General features: G+C 66.4%; 21 protein-coding genes. 15 read left to right on the plus strand and 6 right to left on the minus strand.

The features are described 5' to 3' along the window. Window positions 1–99 precede the first annotated feature (99 nt). Complete coding sequence (locus tag AC3WTE_RS26640) at window positions 100–1,068, minus strand: NAD-dependent epimerase/dehydratase family protein (protein ID WP_492442412.1); 969 nt, start codon at window positions 1,066–1,068, stop codon at window positions 100–102. Further along, window positions 1,068–1,868 carry a crotonase/enoyl-CoA hydratase family protein gene (locus AC3WTE_RS26645; RefSeq protein WP_492442414.1) on the minus strand — a complete coding sequence of 267 codons (801 nt, stop codon included), beginning with the start codon at window positions 1,866–1,868 and terminating at the stop codon, window positions 1,068–1,070. The genes AC3WTE_RS26640 and AC3WTE_RS26645 overlap by 1 nt, the downstream gene beginning before the upstream one ends. 69 nt (window positions 1,869–1,937) lie before the next feature. On the opposite strand from AC3WTE_RS26645, the gene AC3WTE_RS26650 reads away from it, so the two are divergent. Together AC3WTE_RS26650 and AC3WTE_RS26655 are read left to right on the plus strand one after the other, a co-directional pair. Continuing rightward, window positions 1,938–3,599, plus strand: coding sequence for an acyl-CoA synthetase (locus AC3WTE_RS26650; protein WP_492442415.1), 1,662 nt, complete (start codon window positions 1,938–1,940; stop codon window positions 3,597–3,599). 14 nt (window positions 3,600–3,613) lie between these two features. Continuing rightward, window positions 3,614–4,735, plus strand: a complete 1,122-nt coding sequence (locus AC3WTE_RS26655) for an NAD(P)H-dependent flavin oxidoreductase (RefSeq protein WP_492442416.1) — start codon at window positions 3,614–3,616, stop codon at window positions 4,733–4,735. Between the two features lie 61 nt (window positions 4,736–4,796). Here AC3WTE_RS26655 and AC3WTE_RS26660 read toward each other — a convergent pair whose 3' ends face one another. Continuing rightward, entirely contained in the window at window positions 4,797–5,495 is a 699-nt protein-coding gene (locus AC3WTE_RS26660) for an LpqN/LpqT family lipoprotein (protein WP_492442418.1), read from the minus strand. Between the two features lie 106 nt (window positions 5,496–5,601). Here AC3WTE_RS26660 and AC3WTE_RS26665 point away from each other — a divergent pair, with 106 nt between their 5' ends. Next, complete coding sequence (locus AC3WTE_RS26665) at window positions 5,602–6,702, plus strand: methyltransferase (RefSeq protein ID WP_492442420.1); 1,101 nt, start codon at window positions 5,602–5,604, stop codon at window positions 6,700–6,702. On the opposite strand, the gene fadD17 is transcribed toward AC3WTE_RS26665, so the two are convergent. Genes fadD17 through AC3WTE_RS26680 form a run of 3 tightly spaced genes read right to left on the minus strand, consistent with a single transcriptional unit; the run spans window position 6,699 to window position 10,563 of the window. Then, window positions 6,699–8,261 carry a long-chain-fatty-acid--CoA ligase FadD17 gene (gene fadD17 / locus AC3WTE_RS26670; protein ID WP_492442421.1) on the minus strand — a complete coding sequence of 521 codons (1,563 nt, stop codon included), beginning with the start codon at window positions 8,259–8,261 and terminating at the stop codon, window positions 6,699–6,701. The two genes, AC3WTE_RS26665 and fadD17, sit on opposite strands and share 4 nt — an antisense overlap. A gap of 3 nt (window positions 8,262–8,264) precedes the next feature. Further along, entirely contained in the window at window positions 8,265–9,365 is a 1,101-nt protein-coding gene (locus AC3WTE_RS26675; protein ID WP_492442423.1) for an acyl-CoA dehydrogenase family protein, read from the minus strand. A gap of 16 nt (window positions 9,366–9,381) precedes the next feature. Then, window positions 9,382–10,563 carry an acyl-CoA dehydrogenase family protein gene (locus tag AC3WTE_RS26680; RefSeq protein ID WP_459367026.1) on the minus strand — a complete coding sequence of 394 codons (1,182 nt, stop codon included), beginning with the start codon at window positions 10,561–10,563 and terminating at the stop codon, window positions 9,382–9,384. Window positions 10,564–10,752: 189 nt separating this feature from the next. Between AC3WTE_RS26680 and AC3WTE_RS26685 the strand changes: the two genes are divergently transcribed. The 12 genes from AC3WTE_RS26685 (at window position 10,753) to AC3WTE_RS26740 (ending at window position 22,553) form a co-directional block, all read left to right on the plus strand. After that, window positions 10,753–10,944, plus strand: coding sequence for a ferredoxin (locus AC3WTE_RS26685; RefSeq protein ID WP_459367025.1), 192 nt, complete (start codon window positions 10,753–10,755; stop codon window positions 10,942–10,944). Window positions 10,945–10,957: 13 nt separating this feature from the next. Continuing rightward, complete coding sequence (locus AC3WTE_RS26690; protein ID WP_492442425.1) at window positions 10,958–11,875, plus strand: 3-oxoacyl-ACP reductase; 918 nt, start codon at window positions 10,958–10,960, stop codon at window positions 11,873–11,875. A gap of 275 nt (window positions 11,876–12,150) precedes the next feature. Further along, on the plus strand, window positions 12,151–12,915 hold the full coding sequence (locus AC3WTE_RS26695) for an MlaE family ABC transporter permease (RefSeq protein WP_029105067.1): 765 nt from the start codon (window positions 12,151–12,153) through the stop codon (window positions 12,913–12,915). A gap of 7 nt (window positions 12,916–12,922) precedes the next feature. After that, complete coding sequence (locus tag AC3WTE_RS26700) at window positions 12,923–13,765, plus strand: MlaE family ABC transporter permease (RefSeq protein ID WP_459367023.1); 843 nt, start codon at window positions 12,923–12,925, stop codon at window positions 13,763–13,765. 13 nt (window positions 13,766–13,778) lie between these two features. Beyond that, on the plus strand, window positions 13,779–14,981 hold the full coding sequence (locus AC3WTE_RS26705) for an MCE family protein (protein WP_492442428.1): 1,203 nt from the start codon (window positions 13,779–13,781) through the stop codon (window positions 14,979–14,981). 25 nt (window positions 14,982–15,006) lie between these two features. Beyond that, window positions 15,007–16,041, plus strand: coding sequence for an MCE family protein (locus tag AC3WTE_RS26710; protein ID WP_492442430.1), 1,035 nt, complete (start codon window positions 15,007–15,009; stop codon window positions 16,039–16,041). Beyond that, on the plus strand, window positions 16,034–17,089 hold the full coding sequence (locus AC3WTE_RS26715; protein ID WP_492442432.1) for an MCE family protein: 1,056 nt from the start codon (window positions 16,034–16,036) through the stop codon (window positions 17,087–17,089). The genes AC3WTE_RS26710 and AC3WTE_RS26715 overlap by 8 nt, the downstream gene beginning before the upstream one ends. Further along, entirely contained in the window at window positions 17,089–18,510 is a 1,422-nt protein-coding gene (locus tag AC3WTE_RS26720) for an MCE family protein (RefSeq protein WP_492442579.1), read from the plus strand. Before AC3WTE_RS26715 ends, AC3WTE_RS26720 begins: the two co-directional genes overlap by 1 nt. Continuing rightward, window positions 18,510–19,679, plus strand: a complete 1,170-nt coding sequence (locus AC3WTE_RS26725) for an MCE family protein (RefSeq protein WP_492442434.1) — start codon at window positions 18,510–18,512, stop codon at window positions 19,677–19,679. Before AC3WTE_RS26720 ends, AC3WTE_RS26725 begins: the two co-directional genes overlap by 1 nt. Window positions 19,680–19,681: 2 nt before the next feature. Beyond that, window positions 19,682–21,337 carry an MCE family protein gene (locus tag AC3WTE_RS26730; protein ID WP_492442581.1) on the plus strand — a complete coding sequence of 552 codons (1,656 nt, stop codon included), beginning with the start codon at window positions 19,682–19,684 and terminating at the stop codon, window positions 21,335–21,337. After that, a complete protein-coding gene (locus AC3WTE_RS26735) occupies window positions 21,337–22,065 on the plus strand; it encodes an Rv1363c family protein (RefSeq protein WP_492442436.1) in 729 nt (242 codons plus the stop codon). Before AC3WTE_RS26730 ends, AC3WTE_RS26735 begins: the two co-directional genes overlap by 1 nt. Beyond that, window positions 22,065–22,553 carry a mammalian cell entry protein gene (locus AC3WTE_RS26740; protein ID WP_138250770.1) on the plus strand — a complete coding sequence of 163 codons (489 nt, stop codon included), beginning with the start codon at window positions 22,065–22,067 and terminating at the stop codon, window positions 22,551–22,553. The genes AC3WTE_RS26735 and AC3WTE_RS26740 overlap by 1 nt, the downstream gene beginning before the upstream one ends. The last annotated feature ends 9 nt before the right edge of the window (window positions 22,554–22,562 follow it).

Consider the following 22,562-nt stretch of genomic DNA (forward strand, 5'->3'; position numbering starts at 1 on the left):
CTTGGCCACCAACACATTCTGCCGAAACGCCAGGTCAAAACACCCAGACACGCTCAATCAAAACGCAACAACCACTGGCCGTGGAAAATCGTGCACAAATCACGCAAAAGATTCGACGATCGACTCTCTGGGGTCGCGCCAGCTCAGGTTCAGGTCGGACAAGGTCGCGCAGTCATCGGTGGGTACCGCGGCCGTCAGGAGCAGGGCCGCTTCATAGCTCAGGCCCTCTGCCAGCGGCAGCCAGCGTCCGGCGAAATCCGAAACCCGGCCGATACCGCGAAACAGGCCGGGTGACAGTGGAATCCGGCGGATCGGCCGCCCCAGCGCGGACTGTAGTGCGTCGACCATCTGGTCGAACGTCAGCATCACACCGCCGCAGACATAGCGCTTCGGTCCGCGACCGGGCTGCATGAGTGCCGTGTGCACCCGCGCCACATCGCCGACATCGACCATCTGCATGCCGCCACGCAGGCGCGGGGCGACGCGGTACCGCACGATGGGGTCCCAACCCCGTTGCGTCACACCGACTGCCGTGTGGAAGGCCGGCCCGACCACCGATGACGGATACGTGACGACGACGGGCGCGCCCCGGGACTGCAGCCGCCGCGCCGCGTGGTCGGCGTAGGCCTTGGTGCGGGCGTAGTCGCTGCGGCCGGGCGCCGGGGGAGTGTCGGGTCCGATGACGCCGTCGGTCGGCGGGAACAGAGAACTGTAGGACGACACCGACACGATCGGGTCGAGGCCCAACTCGGCGGCCTCGGTCAGCAGGGCCTCCGTGGCATACGCGTTGATGTCCCACATCAGCTGGGTCCGGCGGCTGTCGGTGCCGACGACGCCGGCCGCGTGCAGCGTGGCGTCACAGCCGGCCAGCAGTTCGGAAAGAGTTGCGGCATCACGGATGTCGCCGGTCAGGACCTCGAGCGGCCCCAGCCGGCCCAGCGCCTCGAGCGCGGCGTCGTCGCTGCCACCGGGGACCACCAGCAGCCGGACGGTGTGCCCGGCCGCCAGTAAGGCGCGGACGGTGTGGGCGCCGACGTAGCCGGTGCCACCCGTCACTGCGATGTGCATCAGCGCATCTTGAACTGCGGCGCGCGCTTCTCCTTGAACGCCAGCGGGCCCTCCTTGGCGTCCTCGGACAGGAACACCGGGATGCCGTTGGCCGTGTCGGGCTTGAAGGCGTCGAGCTCGTGCATGCCTTCGGTCTCGCGGATGGTCTTGAGGATGGCCTGCACCGCCAGCGGACCGTTGTTGTTGATCACCTCGGCGATCTCCAGGGCCTTGTCCAGCGCCGTGCCGTCGGGCACCACATAGCCGATCAGCCCATAGTCCAGCGCCTGCTGGGCGGTGATGTGCCGCCCGGTCAGCAGCATGTCGCACGCGATGGTGTACGGAATCTGGCGCACCAGGCGCACCGCCGAGCCGCCCATCGGGTAGAGGCTCCACTTGGCCTCGGAGATGCCGAACTTGGCGCTCTCCCCGGCGACGCGGATGTCGGTGCCCTGCAGGATCTCGGTGCCGCCGGCGATGGCCGGGCCCTCGACCGCCGCGATCAGCGGCTTGGTCAGGCGGCGGCCCTTGAGTAGACCGTCGATGCGCGACGGGTCGTAGCTGCCGTCCTTGAACGAGTCGCCCGGCGGCTTCTTGGTGGCGCCCTTGAGGTCCATACCGGCGCAGAAGTAGCCGCCGGCGCCGGTGAGGATGCAGGTGCGGATCTCGGGATCGCTGTCGACGCGGTCCCACGCTTCGACCATTATCGAGAGCATCTCGCCCGAAAGGGCATTGCGGGCCTCGGGCCGGTTCAAAGTGACGATCAGCGTGTGTCCGCGCTGCTCAATGAGGGCGTCGGGGCCTTTTTCGGGTTCGCTCACGGGTACCAACTTCCGGTCTCGAGATCGTTAGACTTGTCACAAAATGTAACACGTTCTAGTTTATGTAACGTGGCTCTGAACATCGCAGATCTTGCCGAGCACGCCATCGATGCTGTGCCGGACCGTGTCGCACTCATCTGTGGCGACGAAAAGCTGACCTACGCCGAGTTGGAGGAGAAGGCCAACCGCCTGGCCCATTACCTCCAGTCCCAGGGCGTCAAGAAGGACGACAAGGTTGGGCTGTATTGCCGCAACCGTATCGAGATCGTGATCGGCATGCTCGGCATCATCAAAGCCGGCGCCATCCTGGTCAACGTCAACTTCAGGTACGTCGAGGGTGAGCTGAAGTACCTGTTCGACAACTCGGACATGGTCGCCCTGATCCATGAGCGCCAGTACTCGGACCGCGTTGCCAACGTGCTGCCAGAGCTGCCGCTGCTGAAGACCATCCTGGTCGTGGAGGACGGCACGGAAGGTCCAGCCGACGACTACCTCAGGTACGGCGGCGTCGAGTTCTACTCCGCCATCGCCGACAGCTCGCCCGAGCGCGACTTCGGCCCACGCAGCGAGGACGACATCTACCTGCTGTACACCGGCGGCACCACCGGATTCCCCAAGGGCGTCATGTGGCGGCACGAGGACATCTACCGAGTCCTGTTCGGCGGCACCGACTTCGCCACCGGCGAGCCGGTCGCCGATGAGTACGACCTGTCCAAGCAGGCCGCCGCCAACCCTCCGATGATCCGGCTTCCCATCCCGCCGATGATCCACGGCGCGACGCAGTCGGCCACCTGGATGGCTCTGTTCACCGGCCACACCGTGGTGCTGATGCCGGAGTTCGACGCCGACGCGGCATGGCGAATGATCCACGAGCACAAGGTGAATCTGCTGTTCTTCACCGGCGACGCGATGGCCCGGCCGCTGCTGGACGCGCTGCTGGCGCACCAGGAAGCCGGCAACGAGTACGACCTGTCGTCGCTGTTCCTGCTCGCCAGCACCGCCGCACTGTTCTCGACCAGCCTCAAGGAAAAGTTCCTCGAGCTGCTGCCGAACCGCGTGATCACCGACTCCATCGGTTCTTCGGAGACCGGCTTCGGTGGTACCAGCATCGTGGCGAAGGGCCAGTCGCACACCGGTGGCCCGCGCGTGACCATCGACAAGAACACCAAGGTCCTCGACGAGGACGGCAACGAGGTGGTTCCGGGTTCGGGCGTGCGCGGCATCATCGCCAAGTGCGGCCACATCCCGGTCGGCTACTTCAAGGACGAGAAGAAGACCGCCGAGACCTTCCGCACCTACAACGGGGTCCGGTACGCGATCCCCGGTGACTACGCCGAGGTCGAGGCCGACGGCAGCGTGACCATGCTGGGCCGCGGCTCGGTGTCGATCAACTCCGGTGGCGAGAAGATCTACCCCGAAGAGGTCGAGGCCGCGCTGAAGGGGCACCCGGACGTGTTTGACGCGTTGGTCGTCGGCGTCCCGGACCCGCGCTTCGGTCAGCATGTCGCCGCCGTCGTGCACCCGCGTGAGGGCAGCAAACCGTCGCTGGCCGACCTGGATGCGTTCGTGCGCAGCGAGATCGCCGGCTACAAGGTGCCGCGCAGCCTCTGGTTGGTCGACGAGGTCAAGCGCTCCCCGGCCGGCAAGCCCGACTACCGCTGGGCCAAGGAGCAGACCGAGGCGCGTCCTGCCGATGAGGTGCACGCGAAACACGCAGGCGCACAAGCCTAGTTAGGGATATGAGAATGAAAACCGAACTCTGCGAACGCTTCGGGATCGAATACCCGATCTTCGTGTTCACGCCGTCGGAGAAGGTGGCTGCGGCGGTGACCCGCGCCGGCGGCATGGGGGTGCTGGGTTGCGTCCGGTTCAACGACGCCGACGACCTCGAGAACGTCCTGCAGTGGATGGATGCCAACACTCTCGGCAAGCCCTACGGCGTCGATATCGTGATGCCGGCCAAGGTCCCCACCGAGGGCACCAGCGTCGACATCAACAAGCTGATCCCGCAGGGGCACAAGGACTTCGTCGAGAAGACCCTCGCCGATCTCGGGGTGGCGCCGCTGCCGGCGGACGAAGAGAAGAACGAGGGCGTGCTGGGCTGGCTGCACTCGGTGGCCCGCAGCCACGTCGAGGTGGCACTCAAGCACCCGATCAAGCTGATCGCCAACGCGCTCGGTTCACCGCCGAAGGACGTCATCGATCAGGCGCACGCCGCCGGTGTCCCGGTCGCGGCCCTGGCCGGCTCGGCCAAGCACGCGGTGCGGCACGTGGAGAACGGCGTCGACATCGTCGTCGCGCAGGGGCACGAGGCCGGTGGCCACACCGGGGAGATCGGTTCCATCGTGCTGTGGCCGGAAATCGTTGACGCGCTTGGTGGTTCGGCCCCGGTACTGGCCGCCGGGGGTATCGGCACCGGGCGGCAGCTCGCCGCCGCGCTGGCGCTCGGCGCGCAGGGTGTCTGGATGGGGTCGGCGTTCCTGACCTCGGCCGAATACGACCTGGGTGTACGCCTGGAGTCGGGCGTTTCCGTTGTGCAGCAGGCGATGCTGAACGCGACCTCGGCCGACACCGTCCGCCGCAAGATCTACACCGGCAAGCCGGCCCGGCTGCTCAAGAGCCGCTGGACCGACGCCTGGGACGCCGAAGGCGCGCCCGATCCGCTGCCGATGCCGTTGCAGAACATCCTGGTCAGCGAGGCCCACCAGCGGATGAACGAGTCCGGTGACCCGACCGCCGTCGCGATGCCGGTCGGTCAGATCGTCGGCCGGATGAACGAAATCCGCCCGGTCGAGGTGATCATCGCCGAGCTGGTCGCCGAGTTCGAGGCCGCCACCAAGCGTCTGGACGCCATCCGCGACAACTGACGTCCTGTCGATGATCCCGTGTTCCCCGCGCCCGAAAGCGCAGGGGACACGGGATCATTCGTCACGGGGTGATGGTGACCTGCTTGGCGACCGCGTCGGTGGCCGCCTGGATGATCGGCGTCTGGTCCGCCGAGCCATCCGAATTCAGTTGCAGCACATAGGTGGCGCCGTTCGACGGGAAGATCACCGTCTGCTGGGCCACGAACTTGGTCTTGCCGTCGGACACCCAGGTACCGGCGATCCGGTAGGCGGGGTAGTCGCGGATCGTGGTTTCCGTACCGGGACCGGACGGCGTGAAGCCCGGCAGGTTCTGAATCTCTCCGGGCGCGGTGGCCATCAGCGCTTTGGCGTCGACGTCACCGGTCAGCTTCGACAGCAGCGCGACCACGCTGGGCGCGTAGTCCTTCGGATCGACAGTGCCGTTGTAGATGATCGAGTCGTACGCCCATGCCGGGTTGTCGTCACCGGTGGACTTCCAGCCGTCCGGCTTCGGCAGTTCGACCTTCGGTTCGCCGGTGTCGGTGCGGTGCACCTGCAGCTCGGTGATCTTGTGGTCCTTGATGTAGCTGGCGATGGTCGGGTTGGGGCCGTCAGTTGCCTTGTCGCCGGCCGCATCCGGACCGGTGGCCGCCGCTGTCGCCGCGGCGCTGGTCGCGTTGACGGTCGACGCGCTCGCGTCTTTGCCGGAGTCGCACCCGGCCAGCACCACAGACAGTGCGGTCGCTGCCGCGACGAGGCCGGTGATCGCGGACGTTCTCATACGGCCGAGACTAATCGACAGGGCTCGCGGTGTTCCTGTGAGCCGGACTCGGGCGGCGCCGATCAGGTCTGGCGTAGGGATTAGCTGTGGCGTTACTGTGTGCACCGTGGCAATCGCGCAAAAACCACCGCCCGGCTGGCTTGTCGACGGCATCAGCCGGGTTCGCGGCGGCTTGAGCCAGCTGCGCCAAGCCGTGGTGCCGGCCAATCTGACCGTGCTCGAGATGGTGCAGGGCAGCTGGCTCACCCAGGCCATGTACGTGGCGTCCAAACTCGGCATCTTCGATGCCCTCGCCGGCGGTCCGGCAACGGCCGACGACGTCGCTCGCCGCGTGGGCTCCGATCCTGGAGCCACTTTCCGGTTGATGCGGGCGTTGGCCAGTAACGCGCTGCTCAAGCAGGACCGCGACGGCCGGTTCGCGCTGACCCGGCTCGGGGAGGCGCTGCGGTCCGATGCGCCCGGTTCCATGGCGCCCATGCTGCAGTTCGTCGGCCACCCGAAGCACTGGGAGCACTGGGGCCAGCTGCTCTACTCGGTGCAGACCGGCAAGACCTCCGCGGAGATGCTCCGCGGCATGCCCATCTTCGAATACCTGGAGACCGATCGCGACCTGGCGGAGGTGTTCAACAACGCCATGACTGCGGTATCCGCCATGGCGATCGAAACCCTGGTGCCCGCCTACGATTTCGGTCGTTTCCGCACGATCGTCGACGTCGGTGGCGGCCACGGGGCGCTGCTGGCCGCGGTGCTGCAGCAGGCCACTGAAGCCCGTGGCGTGCTGTTCGACCTGCCGTCCGTCGTCGCCGGAGCCGGTCCGGTGCTGGATGCGGCCGGGGTGGCCGACCGGATCACCGTCACCGGTGGCTCGTTCTTCGACGCGGTCCCCGAGGGTGGGGATGCCTACCTGCTCAAGACGATCATCCACGACTGGGATGAGGACAGCGCGCTCGTGATCCTGCGGAACATCCGCAAAGCGATCGACCCGGCCGGGACCGTGGCCCTCATCGAAATGGTGCTGCCGGACGGCGCGCCGCACCACCCCGGCATGCTCCTCGATCTGGAGATGCTGGTGGCTGCCGGCGGCCGGGAACGTACCGGTTCGGAGTACGCGGACCTGCTGGCGCACGCCGGTTTTCGGCAGACCCGGGTGGTCTCGACGGCCGGGCCGGTGTCGCTCGTCGAGGCCATCCCGGTCCACGACGGCTAGCGGGCGATCGCGAAAACCGGGTCGGCACAGTCGGTACCCTCGGCCGACAGCTGCCGCTTGATGACCTTGAAGGTCTCGGTGCGCGGCAGCGTCGTGGCGACGCGGACGAACCGGGGCCACTGTTTGGGGCCCAGATCCTCCTGGGCGGCCAGGAAGGCGCTGAAGTCGTCCGCGGAGAACTCGGCGTGGTCGAGCAGGACAAGCGCCGACATCACCTGGTCGCCGACCGCGGGATCGGGTATCGGGTACACCGCCGCCTCGACCACGTCGGGATGCCGCAGCAGCACCTGCTCGATGGGTGCGGTGCCGAGGTTCTCGCCGTCGACTCGCATCCAATCACCAAGGCGCCCAGCGAAATAGATGAACCCCGCGTCGTCCCGGTAGGCCAGGTCGCCGGTGTGATAGATGCCGCCGGCCATGCGCTCGGCCTCGGCGGCCTCGTTGTTGTAGTAGCCGCGGAACCAGCCGCGGCCGGTCGGGTTCACCAGTTCGCCGACAACACCGGGCGGGCACGGCAGTCCCGTCTCCACGTCGACGATGGCCACCTCGTCCGTCAGCGGGCCCAGTGCGCCGGGCGGGGTGTCCGGGGTGCGGGCGACAGCGACACCGCCTTCGGTGGAACCGAAACCGTCGACGACGATGACGCCGAAACGCTGTGCGAACCGGTCCAGGTCCCGCGGGGCGCCCTCGTTGCCGTACATGAATTTCAGTGGATTGTCGGTGTCGTCAGGTTTCGCCGGAGTGGCCAGGATGTACGACAGCGGTTTGCCGACGTAGTTGGCATAGGTAGCGCCGTAGCGACGGACGTCCCGGAGGAACCCCGAGGCGGAGAACTTGCGGCGTAACGCGATCGATCCCTGGGCCGCCAGCGCCACCGCCCAGCCAGCCATCACCGCGTTGGAGTGGAACAGCGGCATGGACAGATAGAACGTGTCGTCGCGGCCGAGGCCGAACCGGCCGGCCAGCATCCGGCCCGGGAATGCCACCTTGTCGTGGGTGACCCGGACGGCCTTCGGGTCACCGCTGGTGCCCGAGGTGAAGATCAGCATGAACAGGTCGTCGGGGCCGACGTCGGCGAACTGCACCGGCGCGCCGGCGAATCCTGCGAGTTCGGTTGCCCATGAAGCAGATTCGACATCGATGACATCGATACCCGCGGCGTCGAGACCGGCCGGGACCAGCTCTGGGTTGTCGGCCAGTACCAGCTGGCAGTCGGACCGCTCGGCATCGCCGACCAGCGCGGCACCGCGGCGCGTGGGGTTCAGGCCCACGGGTACCAGGCCCGCCAACGCGGCGGCCACCAGCAGCGACGAGAAGAACGTCGTATTACTCAGCAGCACACCGATATGCGGCGGTTTGGCCGGATCCAGTCGAGCCTTCAACGCCGCGGCCAGCTGGGCCCCGGCGGCGATGTGGTCGGCCCAGCTGATCAGATCAGCCGGGCCGCCATCATCCTCTTGCGAGGCACCGTCTGGCGCCGTAGCGCAGTCGTACAACCCGCGGTCGGTGACGTCGACGAGTGGGCGCAGCAGGTCGCTGACGGTGGGACGAGCGGACATCAATCAGACAGGCGTTTCGGCCAGTTCGCGCCCGATGCGCAGCAGCTGCCCGGTGGCACTGCCGATCGCGAACTCGGTCTGCTTGGCCGCCAGGAAGTACCGGTGCACCGGGTGATCCATGTCGATGCCGACACCACCGTGCACGTGCACCGCGGTGTGCGCCACCCGGTGTCCGGCCTCGGCGGCCCAGAATGCCGCGGTGTTGACGTCCACCTCGGCGGGCAGCCCCTCGGACACCCGCCAGGAGGCCTGGGTCAGCGTCAGGCGCAGCGCCTTGACGTCGATGTAGCCGTCGGCCAAGCGGGACGACACGGCCTGGAAGCTGCCGATCGGGCGGTCGAACTGCTCGCGCTCACGGGCGTACAGCGCGGTGAGCTCCAGCGCGCGTTCCACCACACCGAGCTGGAATGCGCTGCGGCCCAAGACGTTGTGCAGCTGGAGCCACTCGCGCACCGTCGCGTCACCCACGACACGAGAACCGGGAATGGCCGTGCCCTGCAGGTCCAGGTGCGCGACGCTGCCGTGGCCGGTGGTGTCCAGCGACGTGACGGTGACGCCCGGATCGGCCGCGGTGACCAGGAAAACCTTGACACCGGAATCGGTTTCGGCCGGGACCAGGAAGGCGTCGGCGACGGGACCGTAGGCGACCTGGGTGCGGGTTCCGGTCAATGTGTACCCGGATTCGCCGGACCCGGTGGCCTGCACCGGGCCCTGGCCCATCTCGCCGTCCAGCGCGGGCACGACGATCTTGCTGCCGGCCACCGCCGGGGCGGCCCACTCGGATTGCAGTTCGGCGGAACCGAATTCGGCGATGGCGCCAGCGCCCAGGATGGTCGACTCGAGGTACGGCACCGCCGAGAGCTGACGGCCCAGGGCGACCAGCACGGCCGACTGCTCCAGGGCGCCGAAACCGCCGCCGCCCACCGACTCGGGTGCGGTGGTGGACAGGATGTCGGAGTCGATCAGCTTGGCCCACAGCTCACGGTCGAACCGCTCATCGAGCTTGTCCAGCTCCTTCTGGCGCTCCGGGGTCACCACCGCTTCGGTGATGGACCGGACCAGGCCGCCGAGGTCGTCAGATGCTTCGGTTGTCTTGAAGTCCATTTCTCGCCGCTCTCTCTTAGCGATTCACTCGGGGCAGGCCGAGCGCGACCATGCCGATGATGTCGCGCTGAATCTCGTTGGTGCCGCCGCCGAAGGTCAGGATCAGGCACGACCGGTGCCAGCGTTCGATGCGGCCGCGCAGCAGTGCACCCGGGGTGTCCCGGCGCAGGGTGGCCGAGGTGCCGAGCACCTCCATGAGCAGCCGGTAGGCCTCGGTGGCCAGTTCGGTTCCGTACACCTTGGCCGCCGACGCGTCGGCGGGGGAGGGGGCGGAATCGGTGGCCGAGGCCAGCTCCCAGTTGATCAGCTTCAGCACTTCGGCCTTCGCATGCACCCGGGCCAGGTTCAGCTGCACCCACTCGGAGTCGATCAGCCGCTTGCCGTGGTGGTCCTTGGTGTTCTGGGCCCATTCCCGGACCCCGTCCAGCGCAACGTAGATCGGCTGCGCCGAGACCAGTGCGACACGCTCGTGGTTGAGCTGGTTGGTGACCAGCTTCCAGCCGCCGTGCTCCTCGCCGACCAGGCTGGAGGTCGGGACGCGGACGTCCTGGTAGTAGGTGGCGCTGGTGTCGACGCCGGACATGGTGTGCACCGGGGTCCAGGAGAAGCCCTCCGCGGTGGTGGGCACGATCAGCATCGAGATGCCGCGGTGCTTCTTGGCCTCGGGGTTGGTGCGGGCCGCCAGCCAGACGTAGTCGGCGTAGGCGATCAGCGACGTCCACATCTTCTGGCCGTTGATGACGTAGTCGTCGCCGTCGCGGACCGCGGTGGTGCGCAGCGAGGCCAGGTCGGTGCCGGCGCCGGGCTCGGAGTAGCCGATGGAGAAGTGCAGCTGGCCCGCGGCGATCTTGGGCAGGAAGAACTTCTTCTGCTCCTCGGTGCCGAAGTGCATGATCGTCGGCGCCACCGAGTTGATGGTCAGGAACGGCACGGGGACGTTGGCGATGGCGGCTTCGTCGTTGAAGATCAGGCCGTCCATGGGGGGCCGGGCCTGGCCGCCGTACTCCTTCGGCCAGCTCAGCGTCAGCCAGCCGTCCTTGCCCATCTGTTCGACGGTCTCGCGGTAGACGTTGCCGCGACCCATCTCGCCGTCATTGGATGCCAATGCCTCCGCGCGCTCGGGGGTCATGAGTTTGGTGAAGTACGAGCGCAGTTCGCGCCGCAACTCCTCCTGCTCGGGGGTGTAGCCGATCCGCATCGAAGTCATCCTTACCAGTGGCTATTGGGATATTTCGGTCATGTGCACGGGCGGCTTTCGGCAACCCATGCCTACTCAAACTTGTAACACGTTCTAGTCTTGGGGTCCAGAGCGTGCCACACTGGCATCGCCATGGCGGGGTCGTTATGTTGGCCTCACCGTCGAAATCCGGGCTGTCAGGAGGGTGTCATGCGGGTTGAAGTCGATCACGACCGCTGTGAAGGAAACGCGGTTTGCGTGGGAATTGCGCCGGACCTTTTCGATCTGGACGACAACGACTATGCGGTAGTCAAGGCCGATCCGGTGCCCGCCGACCAGGAAGCGCTCGCTGAGCAGGCCATCGCCGAATGCCCCCGCGCCGCCCTGATCCGTAAAGACTAGAGGTATTCGTAAATTGACTAGCCAAATCGACTCCACCGACCTCTCGGGCAAGGTGGCCGTGGTCACCGGCGCCGCCGCGGGCCTCGGCCGTGCCGAGGCCATCGGCCTGGCGCAGGCAGGCGCCACCGTCGTGGTCAACGACATGGCCGGCGCGCTCGACAAGTCGGACGTGCTCGCCGAGATCGAGGCCGCCGGCTCGAAGGGCATCGCGGTGGCGGGGGATATCAGCGCCCGCAGCACCGCCGACGAACTCGTCGAGACCGCCGACAAGCTCGGCGGGCTGAGCATCGTGGTCAACAACGCGGGTATCACCCGCGACAAGATGCTGTTCAATATGACCGACGAGGACTGGGACGCGGTCATCGCGGTCCACCTGCGCGGCCACTTCCTGCTGACCCGCAACGCCGCGACCTACTGGCGCGCCAAGGCGAAGGAGTCGGCCGACGGCACGGTGTACGGCCGGATCGTCAACACCTCGTCCGAGGCCGGACTGGCCGGTCCGGTGGGACAGGCGAACTACGGTGCCGCCAAGGCCGGCATCACCGCGTTGACCCTGACCGCGGCCCGCGGTCTGGAGCGCTACGGCGTGCGCGCGAACGCCATCGCCCCGCGGGCCCGCACCGCGATGACGGCCGATGTGTTCGGTGCGGCTCCCGGTGAGGGTGAGGTCGACCCGCTCTCTCCCGAACACGTGGTGAAATTGGTGCGCTTCCTTTCCTCACCGGCGTCGGAAAACGTCAATGGGCAGCTTTTCATCGTTTATGGTCCGACTGTGACCCTGGTAGCAGCGCCCACCGTGGAGAGTCACTTCACAGCGCCGTCCGCTGAGTGGGATATGACCCAACTGAGTTCCACGCTGCGCGGATATTTTGCTGACCGCGATCCGGAGCGGAATTTCTCTGCGACTGCCTTGATGGAGTCGAGGGACTGAACGTCCCGGATCTCGTGCCGACGCGGCGTAGAAAGCGCCGTGTCGGAACTAGAACCTGTTGCAATGACGGTAACGTCAAAATTTACTCTGAGCTGCGATTATATGTCGTTTCCCAGTGATTTTGCTGTTCTTTTGCCACTGCGAACATGTTCTAGCTACTATGAGCCGGCTCACAAGAGCCATGCGTTACTACGTGGTGAGCAGGCCGCTGCGGAAGAGGGAAACCCCACTCTTCGCCGTGACTGCTCGACCCGGACCGAGAATGGAGTCGAAGGTTGATCGAACAGCTTGCGGCTCCGGCCCGGGCCGTCGGCGGGTTCTTCGAGATGGCCCTCGACACCTTCACAAAGATGTGGCGTCGGCCTTTTCAGTTCCGGGAGTTCTTCGAACAAACCTGGATGATCGCCCGCGTATCGCTCGTGCCGACCCTGCTCGTCGCCATTCCGTTCACCGTCCTGGTGGCCTTCACGCTGAACATCCTGCTGCGTGAGATCGGTGCCGCCGACCTCTCCGGCGCAGGCACCGCGTTCGGAACGGTCACCCAGCTGGGCCCCGTCGTCACCGTGCTGGTGGTCGCCGGCGCCGGTGCCACCGCAATCTGCGCCGACCTCGGCGCCCGCACCATCCGCGAAGAGATCGACGCCATGCGCGTGCTCGGCATCGATCCGATCCAGCGGCTGGTGGTGCCCCGCGTCCTCGCGTCGACCTTCGTCGCGGTGCTGCTGAACAACCTGGTGTGTGCCATCGGCATCTCGGGCGGCTACGTCTTCTCGGTCTTCCTGCAGGGCGTCAACCCGGGTTCGTTCATCAACGGCCTGACGGTGCTGACCGGCCTGGGTGAGCTGATGCTCGCCGAGATCAAGGCCGTGCTGTTCGGTCTGCTCGCCGGCATGGTGGGCTGCTACCGCGGACTCACCGTCAAGGGCGGCCCCAAGGGCGTCGGCATCGCGGTGAACGAGACCGTGGTCTACGCCTTCATCTGCTTGTTCGTCATCAACGTGATCATGACCGCCATCGGCGTCCGAGTACTGGTGAGGTGATTCGGCCATGAGTTACGACGCAACGCTCCGCTTCAAACGAATGTTCAGGGCAGTGCCAGCCGTCTTCGACGGCATCGGTGAGCAGGCGCTGTTCTACGGGGAGTCCTTCCGATACATCCCCAACGCGCTGACCCGCTACCGCCGCGAGACCATCCGGCTCATCGCCGAGATGACCATGGGTACCGGCGCGCTGGTGATGATCGGCGGCACCGTCGGTGTCGCGGCGTTCATGACGCTGGCCTCCGGCGGCGTGATCGCGGTCCAGGGCTACTCCTCGCTGGGCAACATCGGTATCGAGGCCCTCACCGGCTTCCTGTCGGCCTTCCTCAACGTGCGCATCGTTGCGCCGATCATCGCGGGTATCGCACTGGCCGCCACCATCGGCGCCGGTTGTACCGCCCAGTTGGGTGCCATGCGCGTGGCCGAGGAGATCGACGCCGTCGAATCGATGGCGGTGCACTCGGTGTCGTATCTGGTATCCACCCGCATCATCGCGGGCCTGATCGCCGTCATCCCGCTGTACGCTCTGGCCGTCCTGGCATCGTTCTTCGCGGCGCGGGCCACCACCGTCTACATCAACGGCCAGTCGGCCGGTCTGTACGACCACTACTTCAGCACTTTCATGGTGCCCACCGACCTCTTGTGGTCATTCCTGCAGGCCATCGTCATGTCCGTCGCGGTCATGCTGGTGCACACCTATTACGGCTACAACGCCAGTGGCGGACCCGTCGGCGTGGGTATCGCCGTCGGTCAGGCCGTGCGGACCTCGCTGATCGTGGTCGTCACCATCGTCCTGCTCATCTCCCTGGCCGTGTACGGCGCGTCCGGCAACTTCAACCTCTCCGGATAGGGGGTGCGCGTCGATGTCTTCCGGTGGTCCTAAACGCAGCCACGTCAGAATCGCGGCAGCGGTGCTGATCAGCGTCATTCTGGCCGCCGTGGTGTTCACCTATTTGTCGTACACCGCGGCATTCACGCCCACCGACACCGTCTCGGTCCTGGCGCCCCGCGCCGGTCTGGTCATGGATCCCGATGCCAAGGTCAAGTATCGCGGCATCCAGGTCGGCAAGGTCGAGCAGATCGACTACGCCGGTGACCAGGCGAAGCTGAAGCTGGCCGTCCTGAGCGACCAGATGCGCTACATCCCGTCCAACGCCCGGGTCCGGCTCGGCAGCACGACGGTGTTCGGCGCCAAGTCGGTCGAATTCCTGCCGCCGGAGCACCCGTCGAAGGAATCACTGCGTCCCGGGGCCCAGGTGCAGGCCAAGGACGTCCAGCTGGAGATGAACACCGTCTTCCAGACGCTGACCGACCTGCTCGACAAGATCGACCCGGTCAGCCTGAACGCCACGGTGACCGCGCTCGGTGAGGGCCTGCGGGGCCACGGCGACGACGCCGGTGCCGCGGTGGCTGGGTTGAGCAAGTACCTGGAGTACTTCAACCCCAAGCTGCCGACGCTGCAGCAGGACCTCAAGGACACTTCGACGGTCGCCGGCATCTACGGCGACGCCGGGCCCGACCTGGCGAAGGTCCTGGACAACGCGCCGGCTGTCAGCAAGACGCTGATCGACGAGAAGGACGACCTGAACGCCGCGCTGCTCGCGTCCACCGGGTTCGCCAACAACGCGTATGCGACCATCTCCCCGGCCGCCGACGACTACATCGCCGCCATCCAGCGGCTGCGGGCCCCGCTGAAGGTCCTGGGTGACTACTCACCGGAATTCCCATGCCTCATCCAGGGCTTGTCGAAGGCCGTGGACCGCTTCGGCCCGGTGTTCGGTGGCGTCAAGCCGGGCTTGTTCGTCTCCTCGAACTTCTTCCCGGGGGCGCCCAACTACACCTACCCCGAGAGCCTCCCGATGGTGAACGCCTCGGGTGGCCCGAACTGCCGTGGCCTTCCGGACGTCCCGTCCAAGCAGTTCGGTGGTTCCTGGTACCACACGCCATTCCTGGTGACGGACAACGCCTACATCCCGTTCCAGCCGAACACCGAGTTGCAGTTCGACGCGCCCTCGACGCTGCAGTTCCTGTTCTCCGGTGCCTACGCAGAGAGGGACCGCTACTGATGTCCGCGAGTGAGTGGGGCCGCCCATGAGACACAGGCGCGAAATGATCAACGTCACGGTGTTCACCGTCGTGATGTTGCTGGTCGCCGCGGGCCTGGTGGTGGTGTTCGGCCAGTTCCGCTTCGCCTCGTCGAACACCTATCACGCCAACTTCACCGACGCGTCCCGGCTCAAGGCCGGCGAGGACGTCCGCATCGCGGGTGTCGCGGTGGGCTCGGTGAAGAGCGTGAAGCTCAAGAGCGACAACACCGTCGACGTCAAGTTCACGCTGAACGAGCGCTACCAGCTGTACAGCTCGAGCCGCGCCGTCATCCGCTACCAGAACCTGGTCGGCGACCGGTACATGGAGATCACCTCCGGCCCCGGCGAGCTGCGCAAGCTGCCCGCCGGCGGCACCGTTGCCCTCGCCAACACTCAGCCCGCGCTCGACCTCGACGCGCTGCTCGGCGGTCTGCGCCCGGTCGTGAAGGGCCTGGACGGCAAGAAGGTCAACGAGATCACCGCCGCCATGATCGAGGCCCTGCAGGGGCAGGGCGGCGCGTTGAACGACCTGCTGTCCAACACCGGTTCGTTCAGCCAGACGCTGGCCGACCGCGACCAGCTGATCGGCGACACGATCACCAACCTCAATACGGTGCTCGGCACGGTCGACGCCAAGGGCGCCCAGTTCAACACCAGCATCGACCAGCTGCAGCAGCTCATCACCGGCCTGGCCGAGGGGCGCGACCCGATCGCCGGTGCCATCGGCCCGCTGGCCTCGGCCGAGAACGACCTGACCGAGATGCTGCAGAAGTCGCGGCGCCCGGTGCAGGGCGTCATCGAGAACGCCCGTCCGTTCGCACAGCGCATGTACGAGCGCCGGGGCGACGTGAACCCGGTCATCGAGAACCTCGCGGAGGACTATCTGCGACTCAACGCCCTCGGTGCCTATGGTGCGTTCTTCAACATCTACTACTGCTCGGTGAAGATCAAGATGAGTGGCCCCGCGGGTAGCGATCTGATCGTGCCGTTCGGTGGTCCCGCGGATCCGTCGAAGGGCAGGTGCTCCGAAAGTGGCTAAGCCGGAAAAAGATCCACTCCGCACCGGCATTCTCGGTGTGTTCATCGTGGTGTGCCTGGTGCTGATCTCGTTCGGCTACACCGGGCTGCCGTTCTGGCCGCAGGGCAAGAACTACTCCGCGTACTTCGGCGACGCCGGTGGTATCACGCCGGGCAGTGACGTCCGCGTCGCGGGCATCAAGGTCGGCAAGGTCGGGGACGTGGAGCTCTCCGGGACCTCGGCGAAGGTGAACTTCACCGTCGACCGTCAGATCGTGGTGGGCGACCAGTCGCTGGCATCGATCAAGACCGACACCGTGCTGGGGCAGAAGTCTCTCTGGGTCACCCCGAAGGGCACGAAGGAAGCCACGGTTATCCCGTTGGGCCGCACCACGACTCCGTACACCATCAACACCGCGCTGCAGGATTTGGGCCAGAACACCAGTGAGCTGGACAAGCCGCAGATGGAGCAGGCCCTCAAGGTGCTGACCGACACGCTGCATGACGCGACGCCGCAGCTGCGTGGCGCGCTCGACGGTGTGGCGGCCCTGTCGCGCAGCCTGAACACCCGCGACCAGGCGCTCGAACAGCTACTCGGGCACGCCAAGAAGGTGTCCGACACCCTGGCGCAGCGCGCCGACCAGGTGAACAAATTGGTCATCGACGGCAATCAGCTGTTCGCCGCGCTGGACGAGCGGCGTCAGTCGCTGGGCACGCTGATTTCCGGTATTCGCGGTGTCTCACAACAGCTTTCAGGGTTTGTGGCGGACAACAAGCGGGAGTTCGGTCCGGCCCTCAAGCAGCTGAACCTGGTGCTGGACGAATTGCTGAAGCGCAAGGAGCACATCAGCGAGGCGCTCAAGCGGCTGCCGGGTTACGCCACCGCGCTCGGTGAGGTGGTCGGTAACGGCCCGGGCTTCAACATCAACCTGTACGGCCTACCGCCGGCCACGATGTCGGAAGTCTTGCTCGACACCTACTTCCAGCCGGGCAAGCTGCCGGCCAGCCTCGGCGACATGCTGAAGGGCTACATCTCTGAACGGATCGTCGTGAGGCCGAAGTCGCCATGATGAAGAACCTGAAGTCGCGCGGCGTGATCATCGCGCTCGTGGTTGCGCTGGTGGCGCTCGTCGCCGGCGGCGCCTACCTGCTGTGGCCGTCGCGTGGTGGCCACAATGTGGTCGCCTACTTCACCAACGCTGTCGGCCTGTACGCCGGTGACGATGTGCGGGTGCTCGGGGTGCCGGTCGGCACCATCGATGCGGTTGAGCCGCAGCCCAATTCGGTCAAGGTCTCCATGACCGTGAAGGACGGCGTGAAGATCCCGGGCGATGCGCGGGCGATCATCATCTCGCCGAACCTGGTGGCAGCCCGGTTCGTGCAGTTCACCCCGGCCTACAGCGGTGGTGCCGCGCTGGCGGACGGCGCCGAGGTGCCGCTGAGCCGGACCGGTGTCCCGGTCGAGTGGGACGACGTGAAGAAGCAGCTGACTCAGCTCAGCGCGCAGCTCGGTCCGCAGGACGGCGCGCCGCAGGGCCCGCTCGGTGCGTTCATCAACCAAGCGGCCGACACCCTGGACGGTAAGGGCGACTCGTTCCGTAATGCCTTGCGTGAACTATCGCAAACCGCTGGGCGCCTTGGTGATTCGCGTGGTGACCTGTTCGGCACCATCAAGAACCTGCAAATCCTGGTCAATGCGCTGTCGAACAGCAACGAACAGATCGTGCAGTTCACCGACCACGTGGCGTCGGTCTCGCAGGTGCTGGCCGAGAGCTCGGCCGGATTGGACCAGACCCTCGGCGCCCTGAACCAGGCCCTGGTCGACGTCAAGGGCCTGCTGAAAGACAACAACACGGCCCTGATCGATCAGGTCGGCAAGCTGGCCGAATTCACCCAGGTGCTGGCGGACAACAGCGACAACATCGAGCAGGTCCTGCACGTGACGCCGAACGGCCTGGCCAACTTCTACAACATCTACAACCCGGCGCAGGGCTCGCTGGACGGTCTGTTGTCGCTGCCGAACTTCTCCAACCCGGTGCAGTTCCTGTGCGGCGGTAACTTCGACGTCGGCGCCACCCCGGACAACTACAAGCGCGCGGAGATCTGCCGTCAGCGCATGGGCCCGGTGCTGCGCCGGATCGCGATGAACTATCCGCCGGTGCTGTTCCACCCGATCAACAGCATCACCGCGTACAAGGGTCAGCTCATCTACGACACCCCGCAGACCGAGGCCAAGGCGCAGACTCCGGTGCCGTACCTGCAGTGGAATGCCGCACCTGGCGTCATCCCGCCGAAGGTCCAGCCGGACGGATCGCTCAGCGACCTGATCCTGCCGCCGCCCGCCATCCCGGGCCAGATTTCGCCGGCCACGCCGCCGGTGGGACCCGGCCCGACGCCGCTGAACGGTTCGGGCCCGCTACCCGGACCTGCCCCGGCGCCCGCCGCGCCCGTGGGTGCACCGCTGCCCGCCGAAGCTGGAGGTGGCAACTGATGAAGGCGGTTGTGAAGGCCCTGGCCCTCGGATCGAGTGCCGCGGTGCTCGCCGGTTGTCAGTTCGGTGGCTTGAACTCGCTGGACATGCCCGGTACCAAGGGCCACGGCGCCGGCTCCTACACCATCACGGTGCAGCTGCCCGACGTCGCGACGTTGCCGCAGAACTCACCGGTGATGGTCAACGACGTCACCGTCGGCAGCGTGTCGGGCCTGGACGCGGTCCAGCGCCCCGACGGCACGTTCTATGCCGCGGTGAAGCTGTCGATCAACGGCGATGTGAAGCTGCCGGCGAACGCCAGAGCGAAGGTCGCCCAGACGTCGCTGTTGGGTTCGCAGCACGTGCAGCTGTCGGAACCGGTCGGGGAGGCTCCGCAGGGCCGGCTCAAGCAGGGCTCGGAGATTCCACTGGCGCACACCGGCCGGTACCCGACCACCGAAGAGGTGCTGTCGTCGCTGGGCCTCGTCGTGAACAAGGGCAATCTCGGTGCGCTGCAGGACATCACCGATGAGGCCTATGCCGCCGTCGCGGGCCGGGCCGGGCAGTTCGTCGACTTCATTCCGCGACTGGCCGAACTCACCCAGTCCCTGGACAAGCAGACCACCGACATCATCGGGGCCATGGACGGGCTGAACCGCTTCGCCTCGATCCTGGCCAAGAGCAAGGACGGCCTGGGCCGCACGCTCGAGACCCTGCCGGGGGCGATCAAAGTCCTCAATGACAACCGCAAGAACATCGTGGATGCGTTCACCGCGCTGCGGAAGCTCGCGGTCGTCGGTGCCAAGGTCATGGCCGCAACCAAGGATGACTTCGCGGCCGACTTCAAGGACCTCTTCCCGATCATCAAAGCGCTCAACGACAACGCCGACGACTTCATCCACGACCAGGATCTGATGGCGACGTTCCCGTTCTCCAACAAGTACTTCAAGAACGCGGTGCGCGGTGACTACCTGAACGTGTACGTGACGTTCGATCTGACGCTGCGCCGCCTGGGTGAGACCGTCTTCCCCACCTCCGGCGCTTTCGACCCGAACATGAGGCACCTGGACGAAGTGATCAACCCGCCGGACTTCCTGTTGGGCGCACTGGCGAACCTGTCCGGACAGGCTGCCGATCCGTTCAAGATTCCAGCAGGCACAGCGACGCAACATGGAGGGGTGAAGCCGTAATGTTGTTGACCCGTCTTGCGCGGTTCCAGCTGGCGATCTTCGGTGTCGTCACCATCATCTGCCTTGCCCTGATCACGACGTCCTACCTGCACCTGCCGGCGGCGGTCGGCCTGGGGGTCTACAAGGTGGACGCCAAGTTCGTCGTCGGCGGCGGTATCTACCAGAACGCCAACGTCACCTACCGCGGCGTGACGATCGGTCGGGTGATGAACGTCGGTCTGAACGACAATGGCGTGACGGCCCAGATGCGGCTGAACTCCGATACCCCGGTGCCGGACAACGTCACGGCCACGGTCAAGAGCGTGTCCGCGATCGGTGAGCAGTACATCGACCTGGTGCCGCCGGCCAGCCCCTCGAAGAACGTGCTGAAGAACGGCGCCACCATCGGTGTCGACCGGACTGCGGTCGGCCAGGACATCGTGGACCTGCTCAACCAGGCCCAGTCCCTGGTCAGCAGCATCAGCAACACGCGCTTGCAGGACCTGCTCCGCGAGTCGTTCAAGGCGTTCAACGGATCCGGTCCGGAACTGGCGCGCATGATCCAGTCGTCGCGGCTGCTGGTGGACGAGGCCAACGCCAACACGAACGAGATCGACAAGCTGATCGACCAGGCCGGCCCGCTGTTGAAGGCACAGATTCGTGCCGGTGCCGACATCAAGACCATGGCGAGCAGTCTCGCGACGCTGACCGGTGAGGCCGCCCATGCCGACCCGCAGCTCCGGTCGGTGCTCAAGACCGTCCCGGGCGCTGTCCAGACCGTCAACGAGACCTTCGACGGCATCCGCCCGACGTTCCCGATGCTGGCAGCCAACTTGGCCAGCTTCGGCCGGATCGGCGTCATCTACCACAAGTCGATCGAGCAGGCGCTGGTGATCTTCCCGGCGCTGATCGCGGCACTGCTGACCGACGCCGGTGGGTTGCCCATCGACGAAGGCGCGAAGCTGGACTTCAAGATCAGCCTCGGCCAGCCGCCATGCGTGACGGGCTTCATCCCGGCTCCGGAGATCCGCACGCCGGCTGACACCACCGTGCGCGATCTGCCGAAGGACCTGTACTGCAAGACCGCGCAAAGCGACCCGAGCACCGTCCGCGGTGCCCGCAACTACCCCTGCATGGAGTACCCGGGCAAGCGCGCCCCTACGGTTCAGCTGTGCCGTGACCCCCGCGGTTACGTGCCGATCGGCAGCAACCCGTGGCGCGGTCCGCCAGTGCCGTACGACACCCCGGTCAACGACCCGCGGAACATCACCCCGCCGAACATGTTCCCCATGATTCCGCCGGGTGCCGACTACGACCCGGGCCCGCCGTCGGTGCAGTTGCCGCCGGGGGTGCCCGCCGGGCCGGGACCCGCACCCAACGCGCCGTTCCCGCTGCCGTACCCGCCGAGCGACCGGGGCCCGCAGCCGCTGCCCTGGCCGTTCTTCGCGCCGCCGGATCAGGTGACTCCGCCGTACGCGATCAACAACCCGCCGGCGCCGGGCCCCGACGGGCAGCCGCAGGCGAGCGGACCCAAGGGACCGCAGAGCACGACGTACGATGCGAACAGCGGGGTCTTCGCCGACCCTGCCGGCGGTACAGGAGTGTTCAACGCCGGCTCGAACAATGGTGACTCAGGCGAGTCCTGGGTCGACCTCATGAAGGATCCAAGGCAGGTTTGATGAGTGACCAACCGGCTGCGACGGACGAGACGTCGCAGCCGCCGGTGAGCCGCGTGCGTCGGCGGGCTTCACGGCCCGCCGGCAGCGCCGGTTCCGCAGAGGCTTCGACGGTGCTCGACGTGGCGATTCCGTCGACCACGAGCAAGGCGGCACCACCGTCGGGAACCACCACGTCGGCACGGCCGGCGATCCAGGCCCCGCGGCGACAGCCGCACCGGTCCCTGGTCGCGGCCATCGGTCTGGCGGTCGTCGCCGTGCTGGTGGCGGCGCTGGCCGGCGGTACGTGGTTCCTCTGGCATGGCAATGGGCAGGTCGAGGCGACGCAGGACCGCGATCAGCGGTTCGTGGACACCGCGAAGCAGACCGTGGTCAACATGTTCAGTTACACCCAGAACACGGTCGACGAGAGCGTGAACCGCTTCCTGGGCGGCATCGGCCCCGGCCCGCTGCGCGACATGATGAACCAGAGCAACAATGCCGAGAACCTGAAGTACCTGTTCAAGCAGACGCAGGCCAACTCGGAAGCGGTTATCACCGCGGCGGCGCTGGAGAGCGTCGACAACACCTCGAACATCGCGAAGGTGCTGGTGACGGTCCGCGTGACCCTGGCCGACATGAACGGGGTGAACCAGCCGTCGACGCCGTACCGGCAACGGGTGTTCATCCGGGAGGACGACAGCGGTCATATGAGCGCGTACGACATCAAGTACCCGGACGGGGGCAACTGATGAACCGATTGCTGGCAGCGCTCGGCGCACTGTTGGCGGTCGCCGTGGTGGCGCTCGGAGCGCTCGGCGGCTCGGAGTACTGGAAGCACGTGCAGCTCGCGGGCGAGCAGGCGACGGCGGAGGAACTGCCGGACCTGGCCAAGTCCCAGATCCCACAGATTCTCGGCTACGAGTACAGCAGCGTGCAGCGCAGCACCACGCAGGCGCTGACGTTGATGACGCCGGCATTCCGCAAGCGGTACGAAGAACTGACGGCGAAGAACAACATCTTCAACGACGCGGTGAAGCGCAAGCTGATCAGCCAGGTGAATGTGGTTGGTGCGGGCATGATCTCGTCGCACCGGGACTCCGGCTCGGTGCTGGCGTTCGTCAACCGGGTCATCACCGATGAGCGCAAGCAACCCAACTATGAGGGCAGCAGGCTGAAGGTCGACTACCGCAAGATCGACGGCAAGTGGTTGATCGACGAGATGACGCCGATCTTCTGACGCACCGAT

The sequence above is a fragment of the Mycobacterium sp. FW102-FHT13B02 genome (assembly GCF_058790275.1).